We start from the raw sequence: 21,285 nt of genomic DNA on the forward strand, positions 1-21,285 counted from the left end.
CGCATGGCCGCCTGTCCCCTACTGGCGAGCCTGGTCGTCTTTCCGGATCTTCAGCACACCTTCGACGAGTTGCGGGCGCCACTGGTCCACCATCGTCTTGTAGGCGGTGTCGCGACTCGCCTCATCGATCAGGGGCTGGCGATCCTGCGTGCGAGGTGTCTCGGCACCTGTGCGAAATTTGTCCTGGCAGGCGCCCAGGGCTGCCTCAACGACAGCGGGGGCCGGCACATTGCTGGTAAGGGCATAGTTTCGCAACGCCGTCTCCGTGCAAGCCTTCCAGGGATCCTCGGTGTGGTGCGCGGCTGCCAGAGGCGCTGCCACGCCCGAGGTTGCGGCGATCAACACGGCTGATGTCCAAATGGGTTGGATCACAGTTATCTCTCCCCTGACGCCCCTCCATAGCATCGATCAGGCCCGTTGGGCGAGAGCGATTGGCATGCCCGGGCTCGCGCAGCAGCGCCGCTATGGGCAGGCAGACATTGCGACCTTGCCCTATATTAAGGCTCGCCTGAATCGGAGTGTAACTATGGGACCTACCCTCGAAACATCACGCCTGACACTGCGCCTCCCGCGCGAGGAAGACCTCGATGGCTGGGCGGCGCTCATGGCGGACGAGGATGCGGCGAAATTCATCGGCGGACCGCTGTCTCGCTCCGCGGCATGGCGGGCGATGGCGACGATGGCCGGGTCATGGTCACTCAAGGGCTTCGGCATGTTCAGCGTCATCGAAAAGGCGAGCGGGCAATGGATCGGCCGGGTCGGCCCATGGCAGCCTGAAGGATGGCCGGGCCGGGAAGTAGGCTGGGCGCTGCTCCCGACTGCGTGGGGGAAAGGCTATGCCCGCGAAAGCGCGCAGGCCGCGATTGACTGGGCCTTCGACGCTCTCGATTGGAGCGAGGTCATCCACACCATCGATCCGGACAACCTGCCGTCGCAACGTCTGGCTAGGGCGCTCGGCGCGGAGAACGTGGGGCCGACCCGCCTGCCCGCCCCGCTCGACAACCTGCCGGTTGAGATGTGGCGGCAATCGCGCGAGCAATGGGCGTCGCGCCCGACTGGCTGATAGAATTGCAAAAAACAGCTTTCCTACAAGCGCTTGCTTGAGCCATCGTGAGACCGGCTCTTTCCCATCGTTGGCTTACCCGCTCGACGCGACTGACCGCGCCAAAGTGTCATCTTGCAAACTGCGCAAGTTGACACTTTCGCATCGAAGATGAGACTTCGTACAGCCAAGTTGCCACAAAAATGTGCCGGTTTTCTGCCGAATTTCAGCAAGTTGACACTTTTCGGGCGACACCGCACGACCGTGTCACCCCGTCACCCCTAAAGTGTCAGGTTAGCCTAAAGCCAGCCGATGCGCTTGAAGCGATAGAACAGTCCGGCGCAGGTCAGCGCGGTCACGGCCAGGATGATGAAATAGCCGTAGCGCCATCCCAGTTCGGGCATGAACTTGAAGTTCATCCCGTAGATACCCGCGATCGCCGTCGGTACCGCCAGGATCGCAGCCCAGGCGGCTAGTTGGCGGGTGATCGCACCGGTGCGCTTCTGCTCGAGCAGGCTGGCCACTTGCAGGATCCCGCCCAGGGTATCGTTAAGCCAGCGCGTGCGTCGGGCGGCGCGCTGGGCGTGGTCGAACACATCGCGGAAATAAGGACGCGCGCGCGGATCGATCGAGGGCTGCTCGACCTCCCACAGCTTGCCTGCCACTTCCTCCATCGCTTCGGCGATCCCTTCGAAGTGCCGCAAGGTCCGGCGCAAGCGGAAGATCCGGCGGATGCGGGCGCTGTCGGGAAAATCTCCGATCGCCTCGTCCTCGATCTCGCCGATATCCTTCTCGACCTGGTCGAGCAGCGGTCCATAGCCGTCGACGATGTAATCGAGCACGGCATGGAGCACGAAGTCGGGCCCTTCGGCCAGCCGCTCCGGTGTCGCTTCCAGCTGGGCCCGCAGCTTCAGGTGGGCGCGTTCGCTGCCCTGGCGCACGGTGATGATGAACCGCTCGCCGAGGAAGATCGAAGTCTGGCCGTAAGTGATCTTCTCGCCTTCGACCATCGCCGCGGTCCGGGCGAGGACGAAAAGTTGCGAGCCGTAGGCCTCGGTCTTCGGATCCTGGCGGTGGGTCAGGGCATCTTCGACAGCCAGCGGGTGCAGGCCGTAATCGTCCTGGATGAGCTTGAGTTCCTCGCCGCTCGGCTCGACCAGGCCTATCCAGTCGAATTCGCCCTCACCGGGCTTTTCCCGGCACGGCAGCAAGTCGTGTTCCACCACTTTGCCATCGCGATATCGGCGTGCTGCGACGATCGTCATGGCGCGGATTGGTGGCAGAGGCCGCCGCGGCTGGCAATCGCCAATAACCGGAGCCGCCGGGCTCTCTCTACAGTGCCAGAGCCGTCGTCGGCGACCACGCACATGTCGGCGGGAGGTCGGTCTCGGAGGCCGGCCAGCTCAGTTCGTAGACCACGCGGAAGCCATTGTGGTCCGACAGCACGGGCCCGCTCGGCCCGCCGTCGAACATGCCCTCCACCCGGAGGGGCCGAACCTGAACCACGTTGCCCGATTGGTACAAGTGCAGGTTCTGCACCCGCCGCCATTGATCCTCGTGCTCCCAGTCCTGCCGCACATCGCACTTGTCCCGGTTCTCGCTGCAATAGCGGTGCACATTGCCCAGGGGGGAGATGCGATCGAACGTGTAGTGGCGGACGTCGGAATTGCGCATGTTGAAGTCCCCGCCGATCAGGATCGGATCGGTCAACGGACTGCTCCTGCTGACAAAAGCCGCCAGCTCGTTGGTCTGCCGGGCATGGGCCGCCGCGTGCCGCTCCTCCGAAACGCCAGAGGCGCGCTGCGAATTCATGTGCGTGGTAAAGACGTCGACCACGCCGGGAACCCCTGGAATGGCGACCTCGGCATAGAGCACGCCCTTGTTCGACAGGCAGTCGAATCCTGCGCAGCTGCGACTGGCGTAAGGGACGTAGTTCGCGGCAACTATCGGGAAGTCGGTCGCGATCACCAGCCCCGCCGACATGACGTTGAGACCGATTTCGCCCTTGAAGATGTTGCGCCTGCCGGGAAGGGCCCCCTGGGTGTTGGGTGCCTGTTCCGACCGCCGGCGCGGGCCGACGACGATGCTTCGGTAGCCCGCGCTCAGCACTGCGTCGGCGGCGTCTCCACTGAAGACTTCCTGGAAGACGATAATGTCGGGGCCTTCACCAGAGGAACGGAACGCCGCGAGGCGTTTGCCGATCTCTTCGAGGTAAGGTCCCCGGTTGGTGCGGGCGGGCCAGGGCAACCCTTCGATATTGTAGGTCAGCACGTCGATTTCGGTGAACGCGGTCTTCCCATCCTCCGAGAGGCGGATGTGAGGTCTGGTCGCGTCAAGGCACTCGACAGAGCTTTCTGGTGGGAGGCTGGAGCACCCGCTCAACATTCCGAGTGCGACGAGAAGAGACAGAGAGGGCTTCACCATATGCGCCACAGGATATGGCCTGCTCCGGGTTCCAACATCAGGAAAATTCCGGATACGCTGAAAAATCCGGCGGTGGCGCGGCGTCCGCAAATCCCGTACCGGAAGCCATGCCATCGCCCGACCGCATCTGGACCGCCGCGCTAGTCGTCATCGGGGACGAGATCCTCTCGGGCCGCACGCACGACAAGAACATTGCCCAAGTGGCCGGCTGGCTGCAAGTCCAGGGCATACGCCTGATGGAGGTACGGGTTGTCCCCGATATCGAGGTCCGCATCGTCCAAGCCGTGAACGCGCTGCGCACCACGCACGACTACCTCTTCACCACTGGCGGGATCGGCCCGACTCACGACGACATCTCGGTCGACGCCGTGGCCGCGGCGCTGGGCGTGCCGGTCGTGGTCCACCCTGAAGCCCGGCGCATCCTCGAAGATTACTACGCCACCCGCGGCGGAGTGAGTGAGGCTCGCCTGAGGATGGCCAGGACACCCGAAGGCGCGGACTTGATCCCTAACCGCATGTCCGGCGCGCCGGGCATCAAGATCGGCAACGTGCACATGCTGGCCGGCGTACCGCACATCGCCGCCCAGATGCTCGACGCGCTCACTGGTACCCTCGAAGGCGGCGCCCCCTTGCTGAGCGAAACGGTCGGCGGTTTTATCAAGGAAAGCGAGGTCGCCGACATCCTGCGTGAGGTCGAGCAGGCCCATCCCAATTGCCAGATCGGTAGCTATCCCTTCTTCCGCGAGGGGCAGGTGGGCGCGAATTTCGTGATTCGCTCAACCGACGCGAATGACCTGCGCAGCTGTGTCGACAGTCTGTGCGAAGCGCTGGCAGAGGCGGGTTTCGACTTTACGCCGGGCGGCATCTGACCGTTTCGCACTGCAGCACTACTCCCTGAGCGCCGCGTCTCATCCGGAAGAGTACTCGGGAGCCGGCTCGCTAACCGATATCCTCCCCTGAGGAGAATACGCTAATGAACTCGATCGGCAGGGCCCCATCTGCCATTGCCCGACGGATCCACCTGAACCGCAATTTGCGGATTGCGTCAGCGGCTGCTTCGGCGGTTCTGGTCTCTTATCCCAAGTCCGGTCGGACGTGGGTCCGGTTCATCCTGGCCCACTACTTCGCGGCCACGGCTCGAACTCCGGATATCGACACCGAAACCATGTTCGGCTTCGCGCCCAACTTCGACCTCGATCCCAAGCGTGGCATTCCGGCCTTCATCAGGCGCGCCGATGCGACGTCGATTCCGCTCATTCCGTCGACGCACTCCCGCTTTGTGGCTCGCATCCCTCCCGAACTTCCGATCCTGTTCGTGGTGCGGGACCCGCGTGACGTGATGACCTCAAGCTACCATCACGTGACCCGGCACAAGCATTCGTTTGTGGGAGATATGGACGCCTACCTTGCCGATAACGAGCAGGGACTTTCCGATTATATTCGGTTTATGAACAGCTGGGGCCGCGAGCTGAAGCGGCGGCGTCATCATGTCCTGTCGTACGAAAACCTCACTTCCGACCCGGTTTCAACTATGGCGGGCGCTCTGCGGTTCCTGGACCAGCCCGTCGATGGCGCCGCGCTTGAGCATGCGGTGGAACTCTCGTCCTTCGACAGGCTCAGAGCCCTTGAGCTCGACAAAGGCATTCCGGGCCACCAGTACGACAAGGCAGATCCCAGTGCGTTGCGCATGAGGCGCGGCAAAGTCGGCAGCTTCGAGGACGAACTGTCACCCGCCCAAAAGCACCTCATCGAAGAAACCTGCAGCTCTCAGCTGAACGCAACTGCGAGGTTGCTTCTCTCCCGCTATGAACTGGGTGCAAGCCCGCAGCCACTGCCCAAAGCCAAGGTTTCAGAGCCGTCGCTCTTGCTCGCGACCCAATCGGGTCCCGCGGGCCGGCAAGCGGCGGGGCGTCGTCGCGGGATCGGCATTCAGCTCCTGGCCGAAACCATGGTCATCATCGGGCTTGCGGCCGCGCTGCTAGCCCCGGCGATCCTCGCCATCGAAGTCGGCGAATGGTGGCTGCAGCGCGAGTGGGACGGCCACTCCCTCGAGGACGGCCTGGCGCTGTTCGGCGTGGACCGAACCGGACCGGTCGAAACGCCTACCGAGCGAATCCTCGACGTGCTGCTCGCCCTCCCACTCACACTTACCCTGTTCATCTTGGGCATCTTTACCCTGCTAAGCGGTGTTCATTTGGGCGATTGGGGGCTGGACAGCGTGAAACTGAAGAAGCGGCTTTCCCTCACGGCTCGCAAAAGCATGCGGCGGCACAAGCCCGTCGAAGGCGAGGCGGAGACGTATCAAAGGCCATAGGTTCAAAGGGCCGGGTTCGTCGGTCGGCCAAAAAGAAGGCCGGCGGATCGCTCCGCCGGCCCCTTGGTGATCTCTCGGATCTGGTCGCCCCCCGCGCTCAGGTAGCGCGAAGGGCGGTGGCGCCAAAAATCAGGCGCCTTCGACTTCCGTGACGTCGATCTTGAGGCCCGGACCCATCGACGAGGTCAGCGCGATCTTCTGGACGTACTTGCCCTTCGCGCCAGCCGGCTTGGCCTTGACCACCGCCTCGGTCAGCGCGCGGAAGTTGTCCTTCAGCTGCGCTTCGGTGAAGCTGATCTTGCCGATGCCCGAGTGGATGATGCCCTGCTTCTCGACGCGGAATTCGACCTGGCCGCCCTTAGCGTCCTTGACCGCCTGCGCGACGTTCGGGGTCACCGTGCCGAGCTTCGGGTTCGGCATCAGGCCCTTGGGACCCAGCACCTTGCCGAGACGGCCGACGACGCCCATCATGTCCGGGGTCGCGATGACACGGTCATAGTTCAGGTTGCCGGCCTGCATGTCTTCCATGAGGTCTTCGGCACCGACCTTGTCGGCCCCGGCCTTGAGCGCTTCGTCAGCCTTGTCGCCACGAGCGAACACGGCGACCTTCATGTCCTTGCCGGTGCCCGAGGGCAGCGAAACCATGCCACGGACCATCTGGTCGGCGTGGCGCGGATCGACGCCGAGGTTCATCGCCACTTCGACGGTCTCGTCGAACTTCTTGCTGGCGAATTCCTTGAGCACGGCGAGCGCTTCGTCAAAGCCATAGAGCTTTTCGGAATCAACCTTGTCGGCGAGCAGCTTCTGCTTCTTGGTCAGCTTGGCCATCCTATCAGCCCTCCACCACTTCGAGGCCCATCGCGCGAGCGGAGCCTTCAATGATCTTCGTCGCCGCTTCGATGTCGTTGGCGTTCAGGTCAGCCATCTTCACCTGAGCGATCTCGGCGAGCTTGGAGCGCGCGATCTTGCCCGCGGAAACCTTGCCCGGCTCCTTCGAGCCCGACTTCAGGTTCGCCGCCTTCTTGATCAGGAAGCTGGCCGGCGGAGTCTTGGTGATGAACGTGAAGCTGCGATCGGCGTAGACGGTAATGACCGTCGGGATCGGCATGCCCTTTTCGAGCTCCTGCGTGGCGGCGTTGAATGCCTTGCAGAATTCCATGATGTTCACGCCACGCTGACCGAGCGCAGGGCCGATCGGCGGAGACGGATTGGCGGCGCCCGCAGGCACCTGCAGCTTGATATAGCCTTCGATCTTCTTGGCCATTGCTGGCCTCCTTTCTCACTGTCGCCCGATGCCCGAAGGCAAAGAGCTCATGGTAAGCGGTTCAAGCGGTAGCCTGGGCCACCTCCCGCATGGATTCCCGACGCTGTCGCTTTGGGAAGGCGCGCCCCTAGTGGAAAGGGGCACAAAATTCAAGCAAACCTTACTTGACCAGCTCGACCTGTTCGAAGTCCAGTTCGACCGGGGTTGCGCGGCCAAAGATGGAGACGCTGACCTTGACCTTGTTCTTGTCGAAGTCGAGCTCTTCCACCACGCCGTTGAAGCTGGCGAAAGGACCGTCGAGCACCTTGACCTGATCGCCGATCTCGTAGTCGACGTTGACATGCTGCTTCGGAGTGGCCTTGGCTTCCGCCACGCCGCCGAAATAGCGGGCGGCTTCGCGCTCCGAAATCGGCTGCGGCTTACCGCCGGCGCCGAGGAATCCGGTCACCTTCGGGGTGTTCTTGACCAAGTGATAGACGTCGTCGGTCAGCGTCAGCTTGGCGAGCACGTAGCCCGGCATGAACTTGCGATCGACTTGGACCTTCTTGCCCCGCTTGACTTCGGTGACGGTCTCGGTCGGCACTTCGACCGATTCCACGGCTTCGGCGAGGCCGAGGCGTTCGGCCTCCGAGATGATCGAGTCGCGGACCTTGTTCTCGAAGCCGGAATAAGCGTGGATGATGTACCAGCGGGCCATGGATCTCTTTTCCGTAAAGTCTGTCTGACGCGGATCAGACCAGTGCGAGCAGTTCGCGCACGGCGAACCCGAACAACTGGTCGACGCCAAGGAAGAATACCGACAGCAGCAGCATCATGATCGCAACGAAGATCGCGGTACGCACCGTTTCCTGGCGCGTCGGCCACACTACCTTGCCCGCTTCCGAACGGACCTGGCGGAAGAATTCGTTCGGACTGGTCTTGGCCATCGTCAATCGACCTCGCAAAAATGACACTCTGCATCCGCCATAGGTCCATCGCCGCCCCGGTCTCGTCGATTCGAGGGATCCGGGAGGGGCATGCTGGCTCCGATGTCGGAAGTCGGCTGGCGATGTAGCGAGGCGCCCGCGTAAACGCAAGACCGCCGCGGGAGGCGATTGGTTGGGTTGGAAGTCCGAAGGTGCCGGTCGGCTCGGCTCAGCACCTTCTGGACTTGGGCAATGGACTCACGTCAGCCCCGGCCGAACAGGCGCGCGAAGAAGCCGGGCTCTTCCATCGGCTGAATTGGTCCGTGCTTCATGTAGCGCAGGCTGGCGTCATGATAGGGCCGCGGCATGATCCAACCGTCGGGCTTGCTGCTGCGGTAACTCAGGCTTGCCATAGGGTGCTCCTCATGAACTCCCGTCCGCCGCTATAAATGAACCGCTCGTCGCAGTGGTTCCGAACATACAGGCCCCTGCGCCTGGATTATCGCTCGATGTGGATCTTGGGTCACAGGTTGCGACGAGGAACGTCGAACTGACTTAGAGCTGCCCAAGCGGACACCCCAGATCGTAGGAGCGAACCGGGCTATGCGCGCCCCACGCACCATGGATCGGGCTTCATATCGACTGGTAGCGTCAGCGATCCGGGTTCTGCAAAACGAGCTTTGAATGTGAAAGAATGAACTGACGGTCCGTGCCGATCCAGCCGCCACAGGCGCGACAGTCCTTCGTCGATACTCGGTCGATGACCTGCTGGAACCCACCAAAGCGCCTGATAGGCACCGTCAAACCGATCAAAATACTCACGACGCCGAGCCATCTCCGGCGTGTGCGCGCTCTGATAGACGAACTGGAAGAGAGCATCCGCATCGCGCCATACTGATATGTTGATGAGGAAAAGCGGATCAGCCGTCGACTGTATATCGGTGGCGTTGCCTGATTCGCTTTGAAGCCGCCAAATGAACCCGGGAGCCGCATCGGCGAGCGCATTCACTCGGTCCAGCGCATCGAAAAAGGGACGAACCCGAGGATCATCGCTGGGAGCAATCAAGCGCCCAACATTGATCTGCGCCAGTTCCCAGCCTCGAACTTCCGGCCCATCGACCATCGTCACATTCCCTTGTTTTTTCATCTTATTCTTCGCCAAAAGATACTCATTCGGGCCTATTCAAGCAAAGACTCGACGCAAAGAAGACCGGCTGCCACATCCATGCGCTTGACTAGCGCGACGCTACGGTTCTGGCGATGTGGGATATTACGTACACGGCAAACCGTCCCAAGCGACGCTGTACGAGTGTGGGAGGCAGGCGCCACGAACCACCCCACCCGGAACGTCGGGCGGGTTTGGTGTCAATTTACGCCAAGGGAATTGGCAGGAGTGGAGGGACAAACAGCTCCACATAATGTTGAGGTTTATCAGGATATTAGGAGGATTTTCGCCTAATTTCCTCGACTTACCCAATAACTTACCCAACATATAAATGTGCTAAATAATTCAATGTATTGGTGAGTTATGGGAACCGCCTCATCGAGCAGATCCTTCGAGTCCTAAGGGGGGACCCACCGCTTCTTGATATCGTGGCACGCCATCCGATTTGTAGTCGTTGAGATTTTTCACCTAGAGAGCACGGTAATCCGATGCCCTCCCAAGGCAGCAAAATCGTGATGTGCCCTATTGACGAAAAGAGCCGCGGGGATTCTAAGGCCCCCACGGCTCTCGTTGGTCGAAGAAGCTAGAGTTTAGCGGCCCTTCTTCTTCGGCGCTTGTCGCGTTTCAACAACCGCAGTGCTTTTGCAGCGTTCGGCGACGGCGACCGGAATATAGCGCCCAGTTCGGGCATCCCGGCCAATTTTGGAAGACTTGTTCACTTAACATCACCTCCTTTCTTGGCTGGCTGCCTGTGCAATCAGCCAGCAGAGAGAGGTGTCGTGCTTCTGCCTTCCAATCAGCAATCTATTTCCAGGATCGCCTCAATACGACCCAGAACTTCGCACATCAGTTCATCAGATGCTTCTGATTTAAATCTAGTGTTCCGCGCAATCCAATCCACGCTCTTCACATGATCGGAGAGCACGACGCCGGTCACACCGCATCCGCGAGGTATTTTTACCTCAAAAGGGCTCCCCTTGACTTGGTTTGTCACCGGGACAGCGATCATAAGACCAGTCGCGATGTTGAACCTCTTGGGCGATAGAACCAGGGCGGGTCTATGCCCGCCCTGTTCAGTTCCGGCATTCGGTGTGAAATCCAACTCGACAAAGTGCCCTCTGTCAGGTTGGTAAACGGCTTTTACCAAACTTCGTCTCCCTTAGGATCTCCCCAGTCGGTTTCAGGATGACGCTGGTCCTCAGTCATCTGGGCGAGCAGCTCGTCCAGCTTATACTTCTTTCGAACTGGCGTGATCACGACGGTGCCGTCTCTTGTCGAGAATTCAACCGGCGTGCCCTCCGTCAGGTTCGCTGCTCTAACCAAATGATTTGGAAGCCTCAGCGCCAAGCTATTACCCCACTTGGCGACATAAAATTGCATTCTGTTACTCCAGTCTACGCCCCCTACCGCAATGTGCGGCGAGTATCCCCTACTGCTGTAGACACAACGTATATACACAAAATCGTTCCACACGTCCAGGAGAAAAATCCGTCGGCGGAGGGGCCACAGTCTGCGACGCAATTGTTAGGTTACCCAACACTTACCCAACAATCGTGCCAAGCTGCACTGAGAAGCCGTGAGACAGTATGAGACACAAACCCTAGCGTTTATGCGGGTTTGGGGGTCCCCGTGAGAGGGGATGAGATCAACTGAGACAGGTGATTGGCAGGAGTGGAGGGACTCGAACCCACGGCCCTCGGTTTTGGAGACCGATGCTCTACCAACTGAGCTACACTCCTGCGGGCGGGTTGCGCCTCTATAGCCGCCGCACTGGCTTGGCAAGCGGCCAGGTCAGTCCCATCTTCCCGGAAACGCCATGCACGCCCCCGCGACCAAGATCATTCCCGAAGACCTGCTGCTGATGGCCTACCGCAGCGGCATCTTTCCCATGGCCGACAGCCGGGACGACGAAGACATTTACTGGGTCGAGCCGCGCGACAGGGCGGTGATTCCTCTCGAAGGATTTCGTTGCTCGCGATCGCTGGCCAAAGTCATTCGGCAGGATCGCTTCCGCGTCACTTGCAATTACGACTTCGATGGCGTGATCGATGCCTGCGCCGCCCCGAGAGAGGGCCATCCGGAGAGCTGGATCAGCGATCGCATCGCCGCCAGCTACCGGGCGCTCCACCTCGCCGGCTACGCTCATTCAATCGAATGCTGGGACGGGGAGCGCCTTGTCGGTGGCCTCTATGGCGTAGGCTTCGACCACGCCTTCTGCGGCGAGAGCATGTTCAGCCGGGCGACCGATGCATCCAAGGTCGCCCTGGCATGGCTGGTCGCGCTGTTGCGTCGCGGCGGTTACGGGCTGCTCGACTGCCAATTCATGACCGATCACCTCGCCTCGCTCGGCGCGGTGCCCGTCACCCGGGAACGCTATCTCGAAATGCTGACGAAAGCGGTGATGGCAGGGCCGGCCCCCCCGCTGCCCGAAGTCTACGCGTCGTTCGCCGCGGGCGTCTCGACAGGTGCGGGCGAAGGTTCGGGAGTCGTAGGCTCGGGCGAGGCTTCGGCTCCGGTCGCGGGGGCCGTTCGCGCAGCCGCTGGGCCGGTGCTCTCGGAAAGCGGGCTTTCTTCGCCCGGGAAGCTCATTCTGCAGTCCTTGACCCACACGTCGTAGATCGGGTGCTCGACCACGTTGAGGCTGGGCGAATTCTTGAACAGCCACCCGGAAAAGATTCGGCGCCAGGCTGGCTCTGAGTCGGCGTCGGCTCGTTCAAGGACGATGACCTGGACGAAGGCCCCGGTTTCGGGCGGCTCTTCCCATGGTGCCGTGCGCTCGCAGGCCGACAGGCGGACGACCACGTCACCCACTCGGCGAGCTTCGCCGGGCTTCATCTCAAGATCCTGCGAAATGTTGTTGCGCTTGTTCAGCAGCCCGATGACGGCGACCCGTTGATCCATCGGAGTGCCGATACCGGCGGCCGCACGCGCGGCGTCGGCCTGGGCCAGTTCCTTGGGGACTTCGGTAGCCTCGGCCTCAGGCTCAGGCGCCTTGCCGGTGCATCCGGCAAGCAGGAGCAGGCCAGCCGTAGCGGCCACCAACCTCACGCGTCGGGCGTCCACGATTCGTAATCGCCCGTGGCCGCGGCGCGACGGCCGCCGCGCTCGAGCGCGCCTTGCGGGCGATAGGCCGCGACCGTCCCGGTGGCGTTAGGGGTGTAGTCTACTTCCCAGATCTTCGGCGGAGGCAGCCGGCTTTCGGGGAGATCGTCGAGCGAACCATGCAGCCAGCCGTGCCATTCAGCCGGAACCCGGCTGGCATCGTTGGCTCCGTTATAGATAACCCAGCGGCGCTCCCGCCCATCGACGGTCTTCTTGTTCGACCGGAAATAGGTGTTGCCTTGCGCGTCGGTGCCGACCTTCTGGCCGTTCATCGCGCTGAACAGCGAGGTACCGATGGTGGCGCCGTTCCACCAGGTGAATATCTTGGAGAAGAATCCCATGGGCCGCGCGTTAGGGCTTGTGCCTTTTTCGTGCAAGCTCGTCCCGCCTCACCATTCGACCTTGCTGCCGGGGACGAGCCCCAGCTGGGCTGCGCGTCCGCCGTTGAGTTCGAGTACGGCGATGCCGGGTCCGTCGGACGGGATCGGCGTTTCGGAATAGGGGGTCGCGTTGGCGGCGATATTGATGATCCGCCGGTCTTCCCCGATGAAAATCAGGTCGAGCGAGAGGACGGTGTTCTTCATCCAGAAGCTCAGCAGCTGCGGCTTGGCATAGGGGAACAACATGCCTTCGTTCGGCCCCATCTCGGTCCGGAACATCAAGCCCTTCGCCTGTTCCTGCGGTGTCCGGGCGACTTCCGCACGGAAGGAATGGGCCTTCCCGGTCGGCGTGGTGATCTTCAGCGGAATGACTTCCAGGCCGGAGGCTGGATGAACAGCCGTTGTGGCCGTAGCGCTGGAAGTGGCACCCCCGGCCGCTTGCGGAGAACAAGCCGAAACGAGAATCAGGAAGGCAAGGAGCAGCGCGCGCATCGAATCAGCTTTCGTCGTCCAGTTCGGCCGCCCATTCCTCGGCCACCGTCGGGTCGGGGGCATCGACCATTTTGCGCGCGCTGTCGAGCGGGTGCCCGGCTCTCAACATGGCGGCCACTTGTTTTTCGCGCTTTTCCCTGTCGGGAAGCGACTTTCCGAACGGCCCGAACCCTCGCCGACGCGCCAGAGTCAGCGCCGCGCGCCGCTCTTCCGCTGGACTTGCGCGAGTCTCGTCGCGAATCTCTTCCGCGATCCCCGCCTCGCCCAGCGCCTGGCTCACCCGGCGGGCGCCATAGCCCCGGCGCAGCAAACTGCCGCTCTTGGAACGGGCATAGACGACGTCATCGACGTAACCGAGCCCTTGATATCGCTCCACCAGCGCCCGCAAGTCTGGTTGAGCCTCGCCCTCCCATCCCCGCTCGCGCAGCTTGCGTTGAAGATAGCGCTCGAGCTTGGCTGCGCTGGTCGCGAATCTTGCGACATAGGCGAGCGCCATCTCCTCGAGACGCGTCTTGTTGAGCGGCTTTGGCGCTTTTCGCTCTCGATGTGGCGCTCTTCGGTCGCTATCCATAAGGGTTCCTTCGCCTTATTCGTGCCACAGTCGTTGACAAATGAGAAAGTTTGTCGCGTGGCGGCTAGGATCCCGCTGCCATGAGGCAATGGGGAAGCGCCAACAGAGCGTAGAGAAGACGGGCAAATATCCAGGCAATGACCGAACTCACTCCCACACCCAATGATTGCGCGCTGCCGCGTATCCGCGCGGATTTCGCGACTTTCAACGAAGCGATCGACTACGCCGCGAAGAGCGAGAAGGGTTTCAACTTCTACGACGCGCGCGGCACGCTCGAACGGGTTTACCCCTACAGCGAACTGCGCGTCGACGCCCTCGATATGGCCAAGCGACTGATCGATGCCGGCATCGGCAAGGGCGATCGCGTGGCGCTGATCGCGGAAACCGGTCCTGAATTCGCCGCTTTGTTCTGCGGTGCCGTCTATGCCGGCGCCTGGCCCGTTCCGCTGCCGCTTCCGACGACGTTCGGGGGCAAGGACAACTACATCGAACAGTTGGGCGTGCAGCTCGAAAGCGCGGAGCCGAAGCTGTTGCTCTATCCGGCGGAGATCGCCGAGATGGTGTCCATTGCAGCCGCGCGTCAGGGCTGCGAGGGGATCGACTGGGAGAGCTTTGGGCAGCGTCACGCCCCCGAGGTCGAACTGCCCGAAGCCCGGTCTGACGATATCTGTTACTTGCAGTATTCGTCCGGCTCGACGCGCTTTCCGACCGGCGTCGCTGTCACGCATAGCGCCTTGCTGCACAATCTGTACGGCCATGCGGCGACGATGAACCTAGGTACCGGCGACCGTGGTGTCAGCTGGCTGCCGTGGTACCACGACATGGGTTTGGTCGGTTGCCTGCTGTCGATGATCGCCAACCAGATTTCGGTCGACTACCTCAAGACCGAACATTTCGCCCGCCGCCCGCTGGCGTGGCTCGACCTGATCAGCCGCAACAAGGGCAACTCGATGTCCTATTCGCCGACCTTCGGCTATGACATCTGTGCGCGCCGCATCTCGAGCCAGTCGAACGTCGCCGAACGCTTCGACCTGTCGCGCTGGCGCCTTGCCGGCAACGGTGCGGACATGATCCGGCCCGACGTGATGCAGAGCTTCGTCAACGCTTTCGCCGATGCCGGGTTCAAGGCCAGCGCCTTCACCCCGAGCTATGGCCTCGCCGAAGCCACTCTGGCCGTCACCGTGATGCCGCCGGGCGAAGGCATTCGCGTCGAGCTGGTCGAGGAAGAGCGCCTATCCGGCACCCCGCGCGACCTCTCGCGCCCGGCGCGTTACCGCGCGATCGTCAATTGCGGCAAAGCCCTGCCCGACATGGACGTCGAGATCCGCGGCGAGAAGGGCGAGATCAAGAAGGACCACCAGATCGGCAAGGTCTGGTGCCGTGGCCCCAGCGTCATGCACTCCTATTTTCGGAATCCGGAGGCGACCGCCGACTGCCTGGTCAACGGTTGGCTCGACACCGGCGACATGGGTTACATGGCCGAGGGCTACCTGTTCATCGTCGGTCGGGCGAAGGACATGATCATCATCAACGGCAAAAACCACTGGCCGCAGGACATCGAGTGGGCGGTGGAGCAATTGCCCGGCTTCAACCACGGCGACATCGCCGCCTTCTCCGTCGAGACTGAGAACGGTGAGGAAGCGCCCGCGGTCCTGGTTCACTGCCGGGTTTCGGATCCTGACGAGCGCATCAAGCTGCGCGACACCATCCGCGACAAGGTCCGCTCGATCACCGGCATGAACTGCGTAGTGGAACTCGTTCCGCCGCGCACTCTGCCGCGCACCAGTTCGGGCAAGCTCAGCCGGGCGAAGGCCAAGCGGCTGTACCTGTCGGGTGAGATCGAACCCTTCGACCTCGCGGCTTGAGTCAAGCTTAATCCTCCCTGTGGCTGCGGAGCAGTCATGGGGAGGTGGCAGCCCGCAGGGCTGACGGAGGGGCTAGCGGCACAACGCCCGCCCCTCCACCACACTTCGCGCGGTCCCCCTCCCCATCCGCTTCAAGGACAGGGAGGATTTCGGCATCGTGCCGTGATTTCCCCTTCCGCAATCGCACCGCTTGCGGCACCCTTTTGCCGCCGGAAAAACACGCGCTCTTGAACAGCGTGTTTTGCCTACCTAATACAGTAAGCAAATACCGGAAGGGGACAGGTGAATGGCGACGACCAACGAAACCACGACCAAGACGGCAACGGATCTCGAGCTGACTGCGCCCGATCCGGTGCCGATGGTTGCGCCTGATCGGGCCGCGGGGCTCGTGCCCGTCGATGCCGAGAAGAAGTCCAAGCTCGAAGAAAAGGTCGAGGGCTTCGTCTCCGAGCTGATCGCACTCGATGCCCAGTCGCCCGAATTCGGCAAGAAGGTCGATCAGATCACCGGCATGGGCCGCAAGGAAATCACCACCGCGGCGGGCATGTCCAACCGCTTCCTCGACCGCCCGGTGCGCGCGATGGATCAGGAAAGCGGCGTCGGCAAAGACCTTGCCGAGCTGCGCCGCACGGTCGAAGACCTCGATCCCGGCCGCAAGGGTAAGATGACAAGCCGGAAGCTGTTCGGGATCATCCCGTTCGGCAATTCCCTGAAGCGCTATTTCGACAGCTACACCTCGGCGCAGGGGCACATCCAGGCGATCCTCGCCCGCCTTGCCAGCGGCAAGGACGAGCTGTTGATGGACAACGCCGCGATCGACGTCGAGCGGCAGAAGCTGTGGGAAGCGATGGGCAAGCTGGAGCAGATGGCCCACATCGCCAAGACCCTCGACCAGAGGCTAGAGGAAGAGGCCGACAATCTCGATTCGGTGGACCCGGCCAAGGCCAAGGCGATCCGCGAGACGGCGCTGTTCTATGTCCGCCAGCGGACGCAGGACCTCCTGACGCAGATGGCGGTCAGCGTGCAGGGCTACCTCGCGCTCGATCTGGTCAAGAAGAACAACGTCGAGCTGGTAAAGGGCGTCGACCGCGCCAGCACCACCACCGTGGGCGCTCTGCGCACGGCGGTGACTGTGGCGCAGGCCATGACCAACCAGCGCCTGGTGCTGCAGCAGATTACCTCGCTCAACGAAACCACCGCCGGGATCATCGATTCCACGGGCAAGCTCCTGCGCGAGAACACTGCCAAAATCCACGAGCAAGCCGCCGCCAGCACGATCCCGCTGGAGACACTGCAACGCGCCTTCCAGAACATCTACGACACCATGGACGAGGTCGATAACTTCAAGGTCAAGGCGCTCGCCTCGATGAAGCAGACCGTCGACACCCTTTCGACCGAGGTTGAGAAGTCGAAGGGCTACATCGCCCGCGCCGAAGGCCAGGCGCAGGCGTCCAAGGTCGCCAACGAGCCTTCGCTGCTAACCGCCGAGTGATGTCGAACGACTTGACCCCAGACAGCGACCGCCTCCTGCATGAAGGGCGCGCCCTGCTGGCCGACAACCAGGCCGGCGGCCGCCATCGGCGTACACAGTCCATTGGGCGGGGTTCGGCCGAGCTGCGCCAGCGCAACCTGATGACCCGGATCAAGCTGATCGGTGCCTCGCTGTTGGCGATCGTCTTTGCCGCTATGGCGCTCGGGATCGCTATCGACGGGATCGGGTTCACCGGGATCATGGTCGCCTTCCTCGCGGTGGTGGCGGCGACGTTCCTGTTCTCGAACTTCCCCAAGGTCAGGGTACCGAACCGTAGCGATCTCAACACCGGCGACGTGCGGCACATGGTGGCGCGCACCGAGCTTTGGCTCGAGCACCAGCGCCCCGCCCTGCCCCCGCCGGCGGTCACGCTTGTCGACCAGATCGGCGTCCAGTTGGACGCGCTCGGCCTGCAACTCGAAAATGTCGATCCGGTTCATCCAGCCGCCGTCGAAACGCGCAAGCTCGTGGGTGAGACCTTGCCCGGCATGGTCGACGCCTATCGCAAGATTCCGGCGAGCCTTCGCCGGGAAGAGCGCGCGGGCTCGACGCCCGACAAACAGCTCGTGGAAAGTCTGGGCAAGATCAGCAACGAGATCGATCGCGTCACCCGGCAATTGGCCGACGGCGCGCTCGACGATCTTGCCATCCGCACCCGCTATCTCGACTACCGCTATGGTGCGGATGGCGAGCCGGCAGCCCTTCCCGAACCGAACAAGCAGGATATCTGATGGAAGTCGCCATTCCCCATTCCCTGGGCCGGGAAGAAGTTCGCCGCCGTCTGCAGGCTAATAGCCACCGCATCGCCGACAGCATCCCAGGGGGCATGGCCGAGGTCGTGACGCAATGGCCCAGCGAAGACCGCATGACCATGGCGATCGCGGCTATGGGCCAGGAACTGCGCGCCCACATCGATATCGAGGATCAACAGGTTTTGTTTCACGTCGACCTTCCCCCCGCGCTCGGCTTCATCCAGCCGATCGTCGAGGGGGCGATCCGGCAGCAGAGCCACAAGTTGCTGGCTCCTCCGTCGGCCTGATCCTTCGGTGTAAACAGCTCAAATCCTTACAACTTGCGATCCGGCTCAAGGTAGGTTTCCGGAATTCTCAGAACGGCCGTCGCGTGCCGGGTTTCGCGCATGAACAGCGTCAGCGCGGACATAAGCAGGGCGATCGCGACCATGAACGCCGCCGCAGCCACTTGCTGAAGGTTGATGCTGAACAGTTCCTCGACGAACAACAGCGCGACACATAGGCCAATCGTCAGGCCGCTGAGTACCAGCAGCAGGATCGCGCGACTGATCATCGCGATCCGCCGGTCGACCGTCCGGATTTCGCGCACGACCCGGTCGTGTTCCACGCCGTTCGTCGTAGCGTGCATCTGTTGCAGCACTCGTGACCGGTCGACAACGCGACCGAGACGGGTGGAGAGGATGTTCATGATATTGCCGATAGCCACCAGCACGAAGACCGGCGCAAGCGCCAGCTGAATGGTCTGGGCGATCAAGCCCGATCCAGTGCCCATACGTTCCCCCCTTCAGCCTCGCGCTCTATTGATTGACCGCGCCGGTAAGTTTGCCGACCTTTTGCGCGCCCGCCATCGTCGTCACCAGCACTTCATTGCCATCGACGACAATGGCCACATCCTCAAGCCCGATCACCGAGATCCGCGGTCCGTCTGTTTCGGCCAGGACATTGCGGCAATCGACCAGTTCGACATTGCCGCGCGTACGGTTGCCCTCCGCATCCCCCTCGCGTGCATCTCGCAAGGCATGCCAGTTGCCGATGTCCGACCAACCCATCGAGACCGGCACGACAGCCGCGCGCGCGGTGTTTTCCATGACCGCATAGTCGACTGATTCAGGCTCGATCGCGGCAAAGGCCCCGGCATCCGGATGAAACGACGGCCCGTCCTCCCGCCCGTTCGCGACGGCGTCTTCCACCGCTGCTGAAAGGTTGGGGCGATGGCGGGCCAGTTCTTCGAGAAAGGTTTCTGCGCGGAAGACGAAAATACCTCCGTTCCAGCTGTAGCTGTCGTCCGCGAGAAAGCTCATCGCAGTCTTCAGGTCCGGCTTCTCCACGAAGCGCTCGACCTCGAAACCCCCTTCGAGCCGTGCTCCACGCCGGATGTAGCCATAGCCGGTCTCCGGAGCCGTGGCCGTGATGCCGAACGCCACGAGCCAGCCGTCGGCTGCGAGCTTGGCCGCGGTACTGGCCGCCTCGCGGAAGGCTTGCGTGTCGGCAATGTGGTGGTCGCTCGGGCACACCAGCATGATCGCGTCTGCCGGCAGGCGGAGTGCCGCCAGCGCGATCGCCGCGGCGGTATTGCGCGCCATCGGCTCGACGATCACCCGAGTGCCGGGAAACGCCGCAGCCTGAGACTCTACATGAGTCCGGTGCCCGACACCTGTCACCACCACGGGGGGCGAGAACCGCTCGGGGTCGGCGCAACGGCGCAGGGTGGCCTCGAACAGCGTGTCTTCGTCCACGAGGGGCAGAAAGGGCTTGGGTGCATCCTTGCGGCTGCGCGGCCAAAGCCGGGTGCCACTGCCGCCACACAAAACCACGGGATATATCACTGCCATCGCTCGCGAATCCTGGGTTGCATTGTTGTCATCGTAGGGCCAGCCCGCAGCGAAGTCATCAGAACCACCGCTGCCGCCAGCGGTATATTCCAACCGTCGGTTGGCCGTTCGCATCAAGGCGGGGGCGGAAAACGAATCGCTCGGTTGCAAGGCGGCAAGTCAAAGCGTCGGCCTCGGGGTCGGGGCTGGGATCGGTGACACGGCAGGCCGTGACCCTTCCGCCCGGGCCGACGGTGAGCTCGATCACGACATCGTGCCCACGTCGCACCTGGCGTCCACCTGGCGGCGTCGGATAATCGCGAGCGTCGTCGATAGCGCCGGAGATCAGTTGTAACGGACGGGCCCCGCTTCCCGTGCCGTTGCCCGAGAGACCCGATCCCGGACCGGCGCCCGCACCGCTCGCGCCCGTGCCCTGCCCTTGCTCCCCGGCGCCTGAAATTTCGGCTACTCCGGTTCCTGACACGACAGGCGCTGGACTTGGCCGTTGCAGCGGGGCGGGCGGCACTACCACCTCACGCGCAGCCGCCTTAGGAGCCTCCTTCCCGGTCGCTCCGCTATCCGCCGTCTCCTTCGGTTCAGGCGAGGATTCGGGCTCGGCAGGAGCGACGATTTGCACCGTGATCAAAGAGCTTGCCCTCTCGATGGCGGTGGAAGCGAACTGCGGGGCAAACACACGGACCAGTCCCGCCAACGCCAGAAGATGCAGCATCGCCACGATGGCCAAGGCGCCCCATCTAGGGCGCCGGGATGGCCGATACCCCGGCCCCGGCCCGGCCCTGTCCCGCACATCCATGTCGCGCCTTTCCCGATGCGCTCAAGGCTTCGAGAGTTCCCCGCCAACGCGCAGCTTGCCCTGACCGTAGAGGTAGTCGGGGTCAAAGCTCGCGTAGGCCTCCAGGCGATCTCGATCCGGGACATAGACCGTCCCGCGCCTGAACTCGGCGATGCCCTCTTTCTTCAGAAGGGCCAGGGCTCGGTTCATGTGAATGGCCGTCGTCCCGCACATGTCCGCCAGGTCGGCCTGGATCAGCGGCGTGCGCAGCCCGTCCTTGCGACCGAGGCCAACCAGATCGAGCCGATGCCATAGCTCGGCAAAGACGTGGGCCACCCGCCGCGGCGCCGGCAGCTCCTGGAGTTTGAGTATCCACTGCCGGTGGATCGCGGCATCCATCAAGGTCGAAAACCACATCAGCCGGGTGAGGTGCGGATACTGTCGGGTGACTTCGACGAGCTTGGCGTGGCTCACGTAACCGACGAGCGAATTGCCGACGGTGACGAGATCATGGTCAAGGCGCTTGAGGGCAAAACCATGCAAATCCGCAAAGTCGCCCGGGACATGCATGCCGACCACGTGGCGCCGGCCATCCTGGCGAATAACCTGCAGCATGTGGCCTTCGATCAGCAGAGTCGACCGGTCCGTCAGCTGTCCGCGAGCGAGCAGCGTGGTGGACCGGGGGAAGCGCTCGGTTTCCTCGACGAGCGACTCGACGAGGTCTTTCTCTTCCGCAGTCATCGCGTGGCGCAGGCGGCCCAAGAGAAAGCGCCCCGTCAGCGGGTATTTATCGACCTCTGAACTCCCCATGGTGGGGGAATTAACTTATGACGGTATTGTTCCACCGGCCGATGGAATGGCGGGCATGGAATCG

28 protein-coding genes, 1 tRNA gene and 1 pseudogene are annotated in these 21,285 nt (G+C 62.6%); 9 read left to right on the forward strand and 21 right to left on the reverse strand.

Annotated features, from left to right (window positions below; genetic code table 11):
* Positions 1-18: 18 nt before the first annotated feature.
* Entirely contained in the window at positions 19-372 is a 354-nt protein-coding gene (locus KK137_RS10905; protein ID WP_214536459.1) for a hypothetical protein, read from the reverse strand.
* Between the two features lie 154 nt (positions 373-526).
* Between KK137_RS10905 and KK137_RS10910 the strand changes: the two genes are divergently transcribed.
* Positions 527-1,063 (forward strand): GNAT family N-acetyltransferase, encoded by a 537-nt coding sequence (locus KK137_RS10910; protein WP_214536460.1) that lies wholly within the window; start codon positions 527-529, stop codon positions 1,061-1,063.
* A 278-nt stretch (positions 1,064-1,341) separates the two neighbouring features.
* Here the strand turns inward: KK137_RS10910 and KK137_RS10915 are convergent, their stop codons facing one another.
* Both KK137_RS10915 and KK137_RS10920 read right to left on the reverse strand, forming a co-directional pair.
* Positions 1,342-2,307, reverse strand: a complete 966-nt coding sequence (locus KK137_RS10915; protein WP_214536461.1) for a magnesium and cobalt transport protein CorA — start codon at positions 2,305-2,307, stop codon at positions 1,342-1,344.
* Between the two features lie 67 nt (positions 2,308-2,374).
* A complete protein-coding gene (locus KK137_RS10920; RefSeq protein ID WP_214536462.1) occupies positions 2,375-3,466 on the reverse strand; it encodes an endonuclease/exonuclease/phosphatase family protein in 1,092 nt (363 codons plus the stop codon).
* Between the two features lie 107 nt (positions 3,467-3,573).
* Between KK137_RS10920 and KK137_RS10925 the strand changes: the two genes are divergently transcribed.
* Both KK137_RS10925 and KK137_RS10930 read left to right on the forward strand, forming a co-directional pair.
* On the forward strand, positions 3,574-4,335 hold the full coding sequence (locus KK137_RS10925) for a competence/damage-inducible protein A (RefSeq protein ID WP_214536463.1): 762 nt from the start codon (positions 3,574-3,576) through the stop codon (positions 4,333-4,335).
* Positions 4,336-4,439: 104 nt separating this feature from the next.
* Complete coding sequence (locus tag KK137_RS10930) at positions 4,440-5,780, forward strand: sulfotransferase domain-containing protein (RefSeq protein WP_214536464.1); 1,341 nt, start codon at positions 4,440-4,442, stop codon at positions 5,778-5,780.
* A 129-nt stretch (positions 5,781-5,909) separates the two neighbouring features.
* Here KK137_RS10930 and rplA read toward each other — a convergent pair whose 3' ends face one another.
* The 10 genes from rplA to KK137_RS10975 all read right to left on the reverse strand — a co-directional run bounded on the left by rplA (position 5,910) and on the right by KK137_RS10975 (position 10,853).
* Positions 5,910-6,608, reverse strand: coding sequence for a 50S ribosomal protein L1 (rplA, locus tag KK137_RS10935; protein WP_214536465.1), 699 nt, complete (start codon positions 6,606-6,608; stop codon positions 5,910-5,912).
* A 4-nt stretch (positions 6,609-6,612) separates the two neighbouring features.
* Entirely contained in the window at positions 6,613-7,044 is a 432-nt protein-coding gene (gene rplK / locus KK137_RS10940; protein WP_214536466.1) for a 50S ribosomal protein L11, read from the reverse strand.
* A gap of 160 nt (positions 7,045-7,204) precedes the next feature.
* A complete protein-coding gene (gene nusG / locus KK137_RS10945) occupies positions 7,205-7,741 on the reverse strand; it encodes a transcription termination/antitermination protein NusG (protein ID WP_214536467.1) in 537 nt (178 codons plus the stop codon).
* Between the two features lie 34 nt (positions 7,742-7,775).
* Positions 7,776-7,970 carry a preprotein translocase subunit SecE gene (secE, locus tag KK137_RS10950; RefSeq protein ID WP_214536468.1) on the reverse strand — a complete coding sequence of 65 codons (195 nt, stop codon included), beginning with the start codon at positions 7,968-7,970 and terminating at the stop codon, positions 7,776-7,778.
* 242 nt (positions 7,971-8,212) lie between these two features.
* Positions 8,213-8,362 (reverse strand): hypothetical protein, encoded by a 150-nt coding sequence (locus KK137_RS10955; protein WP_214536469.1) that lies wholly within the window; start codon positions 8,360-8,362, stop codon positions 8,213-8,215.
* Positions 8,363-8,550: 188 nt separating this feature from the next.
* The gene (locus KK137_RS10960; protein WP_250893825.1) at positions 8,551-9,111 is read right to left on the reverse strand and encodes a DUF3291 domain-containing protein; all 561 of its coding nucleotides are present in this window, start codon (positions 9,109-9,111) and stop codon (positions 8,551-8,553) included.
* Positions 9,112-9,704: 593 nt separating this feature from the next.
* Complete coding sequence (locus tag KK137_RS16765) at positions 9,705-9,833, reverse strand: hypothetical protein (RefSeq protein ID WP_275950702.1); 129 nt, start codon at positions 9,831-9,833, stop codon at positions 9,705-9,707.
* 77 nt (positions 9,834-9,910) lie between these two features.
* Entirely contained in the window at positions 9,911-10,261 is a 351-nt protein-coding gene (locus KK137_RS16890; protein ID WP_214536470.1) for a type II toxin-antitoxin system PemK/MazF family toxin, read from the reverse strand.
* Positions 10,255-10,494, reverse strand: coding sequence for an AbrB/MazE/SpoVT family DNA-binding domain-containing protein (locus tag KK137_RS10970; RefSeq protein WP_214536471.1), 240 nt, complete (start codon positions 10,492-10,494; stop codon positions 10,255-10,257). Before KK137_RS10970 ends, KK137_RS16890 begins: the two co-directional genes overlap by 7 nt.
* A 283-nt stretch (positions 10,495-10,777) precedes the next feature.
* Positions 10,778-10,853, reverse strand: a tRNA-Trp gene (locus KK137_RS10975).
* A gap of 77 nt (positions 10,854-10,930) precedes the next feature.
* Between KK137_RS10975 and aat the strand changes: the two genes are divergently transcribed.
* Positions 10,931-11,731, forward strand: a complete 801-nt coding sequence (gene aat, locus KK137_RS10980) for a leucyl/phenylalanyl-tRNA--protein transferase (RefSeq protein ID WP_214536472.1) — start codon at positions 10,931-10,933, stop codon at positions 11,729-11,731.
* Between the two features lie 35 nt (positions 11,732-11,766).
* On the opposite strand, the pseudogene KK137_RS16625 reads toward aat, so the two are convergent.
* Positions 11,767-12,015, reverse strand: a pseudogene (locus KK137_RS16625) (DUF2155 domain-containing protein); the annotation flags it as partial.
* On the opposite strand from KK137_RS16625, the gene KK137_RS10990 reads away from it, so the two are divergent.
* Positions 12,007-12,186: a hypothetical protein gene (locus KK137_RS10990; protein ID WP_214537590.1), complete on the forward strand. Its 180-nt coding sequence runs from the start codon at positions 12,007-12,009 to the stop codon at positions 12,184-12,186. The pseudogene KK137_RS16625 and the gene KK137_RS10990 overlap by 9 nt on opposite strands.
* On the opposite strand, the gene KK137_RS10995 is transcribed toward KK137_RS10990, so the two are convergent.
* The 3 genes from KK137_RS10995 to KK137_RS11005 are packed head-to-tail and all read right to left on the reverse strand — an operon-like array spanning position 12,159 to position 13,584.
* Positions 12,159-12,557 carry an NADH:ubiquinone oxidoreductase subunit NDUFA12 gene (locus tag KK137_RS10995; protein WP_214536473.1) on the reverse strand — a complete coding sequence of 133 codons (399 nt, stop codon included), beginning with the start codon at positions 12,555-12,557 and terminating at the stop codon, positions 12,159-12,161. The genes KK137_RS10990 and KK137_RS10995 overlap by 28 nt on opposite strands.
* Positions 12,558-12,605: 48 nt before the next feature.
* Positions 12,606-13,088 (reverse strand): DUF192 domain-containing protein, encoded by a 483-nt coding sequence (locus KK137_RS11000; protein WP_214536474.1) that lies wholly within the window; start codon positions 13,086-13,088, stop codon positions 12,606-12,608.
* Between the two features lie 4 nt (positions 13,089-13,092).
* A complete protein-coding gene (locus KK137_RS11005) occupies positions 13,093-13,584 on the reverse strand; it encodes a regulatory protein RecX (RefSeq protein WP_250893826.1) in 492 nt (163 codons plus the stop codon).
* A 212-nt stretch (positions 13,585-13,796) separates the two neighbouring features.
* Here KK137_RS11005 and KK137_RS11010 point away from each other — a divergent pair, with 212 nt between their 5' ends.
* The 4 genes from KK137_RS11010 (at position 13,797) to KK137_RS11025 (ending at position 18,094) form a co-directional block, all read left to right on the forward strand.
* Entirely contained in the window at positions 13,797-15,524 is a 1,728-nt protein-coding gene (locus tag KK137_RS11010; RefSeq protein ID WP_214536476.1) for a fatty acyl-AMP ligase, read from the forward strand.
* A gap of 286 nt (positions 15,525-15,810) precedes the next feature.
* Positions 15,811-17,016: a toxic anion resistance protein gene (locus KK137_RS11015; protein ID WP_214536477.1), complete on the forward strand. Its 1,206-nt coding sequence runs from the start codon at positions 15,811-15,813 to the stop codon at positions 17,014-17,016.
* Positions 17,016-17,786, forward strand: coding sequence for a hypothetical protein (locus KK137_RS11020; RefSeq protein WP_214536478.1), 771 nt, complete (start codon positions 17,016-17,018; stop codon positions 17,784-17,786). The genes KK137_RS11015 and KK137_RS11020 overlap by 1 nt, the downstream gene beginning before the upstream one ends.
* A complete protein-coding gene (locus KK137_RS11025; RefSeq protein ID WP_214536479.1) occupies positions 17,786-18,094 on the forward strand; it encodes a polyhydroxyalkanoic acid system family protein in 309 nt (102 codons plus the stop codon). The genes KK137_RS11020 and KK137_RS11025 overlap by 1 nt, the downstream gene beginning before the upstream one ends.
* A 26-nt stretch (positions 18,095-18,120) precedes the next feature.
* Here the strand turns inward: KK137_RS11025 and KK137_RS11030 are convergent, their stop codons facing one another.
* The 4 genes from KK137_RS11030 to KK137_RS11045 form a co-directional block, all read right to left on the reverse strand.
* Positions 18,121-18,579, reverse strand: a complete 459-nt coding sequence (locus tag KK137_RS11030; protein WP_250893827.1) for a DUF2721 domain-containing protein — start codon at positions 18,577-18,579, stop codon at positions 18,121-18,123.
* Between the two features lie 25 nt (positions 18,580-18,604).
* Positions 18,605-19,639 (reverse strand): mannose-1-phosphate guanylyltransferase, encoded by a 1,035-nt coding sequence (locus tag KK137_RS11035; RefSeq protein ID WP_214536480.1) that lies wholly within the window; start codon positions 19,637-19,639, stop codon positions 18,605-18,607.
* Positions 19,640-19,697: 58 nt separating this feature from the next.
* Positions 19,698-20,363, reverse strand: coding sequence for an energy transducer TonB (locus KK137_RS11040; protein ID WP_214536481.1), 666 nt, complete (start codon positions 20,361-20,363; stop codon positions 19,698-19,700).
* Between the two features lie 90 nt (positions 20,364-20,453).
* A complete protein-coding gene (locus KK137_RS11045; RefSeq protein WP_214536482.1) occupies positions 20,454-21,221 on the reverse strand; it encodes a Crp/Fnr family transcriptional regulator in 768 nt (255 codons plus the stop codon).
* Positions 21,222-21,285 lie beyond the last annotated feature (64 nt).

The sequence above is a fragment of the Croceibacterium selenioxidans genome (genome assembly GCF_018599195.1).
GTDB classification, from domain to species: domain Bacteria; phylum Pseudomonadota; class Alphaproteobacteria; order Sphingomonadales; family Sphingomonadaceae; genus Croceibacterium_A; species Croceibacterium_A selenioxidans.

Bases quoted from the DNA above. Each gene is read 5' to 3' on its own strand.
- KK137_RS10925 (WP_214536463.1), top strand. From the start codon at position 3,574: ATGCCATCGCCCGACCGCATCTGGACCGCCGCGCTAGTCGTCATCGGG.
- secE (WP_214536468.1), bottom strand. From the start codon at position 7,970: ATGGCCAAGACCAGTCCGAACGAATTCTTCCGCCAGGTCCGTTCGGAA.
- KK137_RS11005 (WP_250893826.1), bottom strand. From the start codon at position 13,584: ATGGCGCTCGCCTATGTCGCAAGATTCGCGACCAGCGCAGCCAAGCTC.
- KK137_RS10920 (WP_214536462.1), bottom strand. From the start codon at position 3,466: ATGGTGAAGCCCTCTCTGTCTCTTCTCGTCGCACTCGGAATGTTGAGC.
- KK137_RS11010 (WP_214536476.1), top strand. From the start codon at position 13,797: ATGACCGAACTCACTCCCACACCCAATGATTGCGCGCTGCCGCGTATC.
- KK137_RS11035 (WP_214536480.1), bottom strand. From the start codon at position 19,639: ATGGCAGTGATATATCCCGTGGTTTTGTGTGGCGGCAGTGGCACCCGG.
- rplA (WP_214536465.1), bottom strand. From the start codon at position 6,608: ATGGCCAAGCTGACCAAGAAGCAGAAGCTGCTCGCCGACAAGGTTGAT.
- KK137_RS10995 (WP_214536473.1), bottom strand. From the start codon at position 12,557: ATGGGATTCTTCTCCAAGATATTCACCTGGTGGAACGGCGCCACCATC.
- aat (WP_214536472.1), top strand. From the start codon at position 10,931: ATGCACGCCCCCGCGACCAAGATCATTCCCGAAGACCTGCTGCTGATG.
- KK137_RS10915 (WP_214536461.1), bottom strand. From the start codon at position 2,307: ATGACGATCGTCGCAGCACGCCGATATCGCGATGGCAAAGTGGTGGAA.
- KK137_RS11015 (WP_214536477.1), top strand. From the start codon at position 15,811: ATGGCGACGACCAACGAAACCACGACCAAGACGGCAACGGATCTCGAG.
- KK137_RS11020 (WP_214536478.1), top strand. From the start codon at position 17,016: ATGTCGAACGACTTGACCCCAGACAGCGACCGCCTCCTGCATGAAGGG.
- KK137_RS11045 (WP_214536482.1), bottom strand. From the start codon at position 21,221: ATGGGGAGTTCAGAGGTCGATAAATACCCGCTGACGGGGCGCTTTCTC.
- KK137_RS11000 (WP_214536474.1), bottom strand. From the start codon at position 13,088: ATGCGCGCGCTGCTCCTTGCCTTCCTGATTCTCGTTTCGGCTTGTTCT.
- KK137_RS10970 (WP_214536471.1), bottom strand. From the start codon at position 10,494: ATGCAATTTTATGTCGCCAAGTGGGGTAATAGCTTGGCGCTGAGGCTT.
- KK137_RS11025 (WP_214536479.1), top strand. From the start codon at position 17,786: ATGGAAGTCGCCATTCCCCATTCCCTGGGCCGGGAAGAAGTTCGCCGC.
- nusG (WP_214536467.1), bottom strand. From the start codon at position 7,741: ATGGCCCGCTGGTACATCATCCACGCTTATTCCGGCTTCGAGAACAAG.
- rplK (WP_214536466.1), bottom strand. From the start codon at position 7,044: ATGGCCAAGAAGATCGAAGGCTATATCAAGCTGCAGGTGCCTGCGGGC.
- KK137_RS10955 (WP_214536469.1), bottom strand. From the start codon at position 8,362: ATGGCAAGCCTGAGTTACCGCAGCAGCAAGCCCGACGGTTGGATCATG.
- KK137_RS11030 (WP_250893827.1), bottom strand. From the start codon at position 18,579: ATGGGCACTGGATCGGGCTTGATCGCCCAGACCATTCAGCTGGCGCTT.
- KK137_RS10930 (WP_214536464.1), top strand. From the start codon at position 4,440: ATGAACTCGATCGGCAGGGCCCCATCTGCCATTGCCCGACGGATCCAC.
- KK137_RS10910 (WP_214536460.1), top strand. From the start codon at position 527: ATGGGACCTACCCTCGAAACATCACGCCTGACACTGCGCCTCCCGCGC.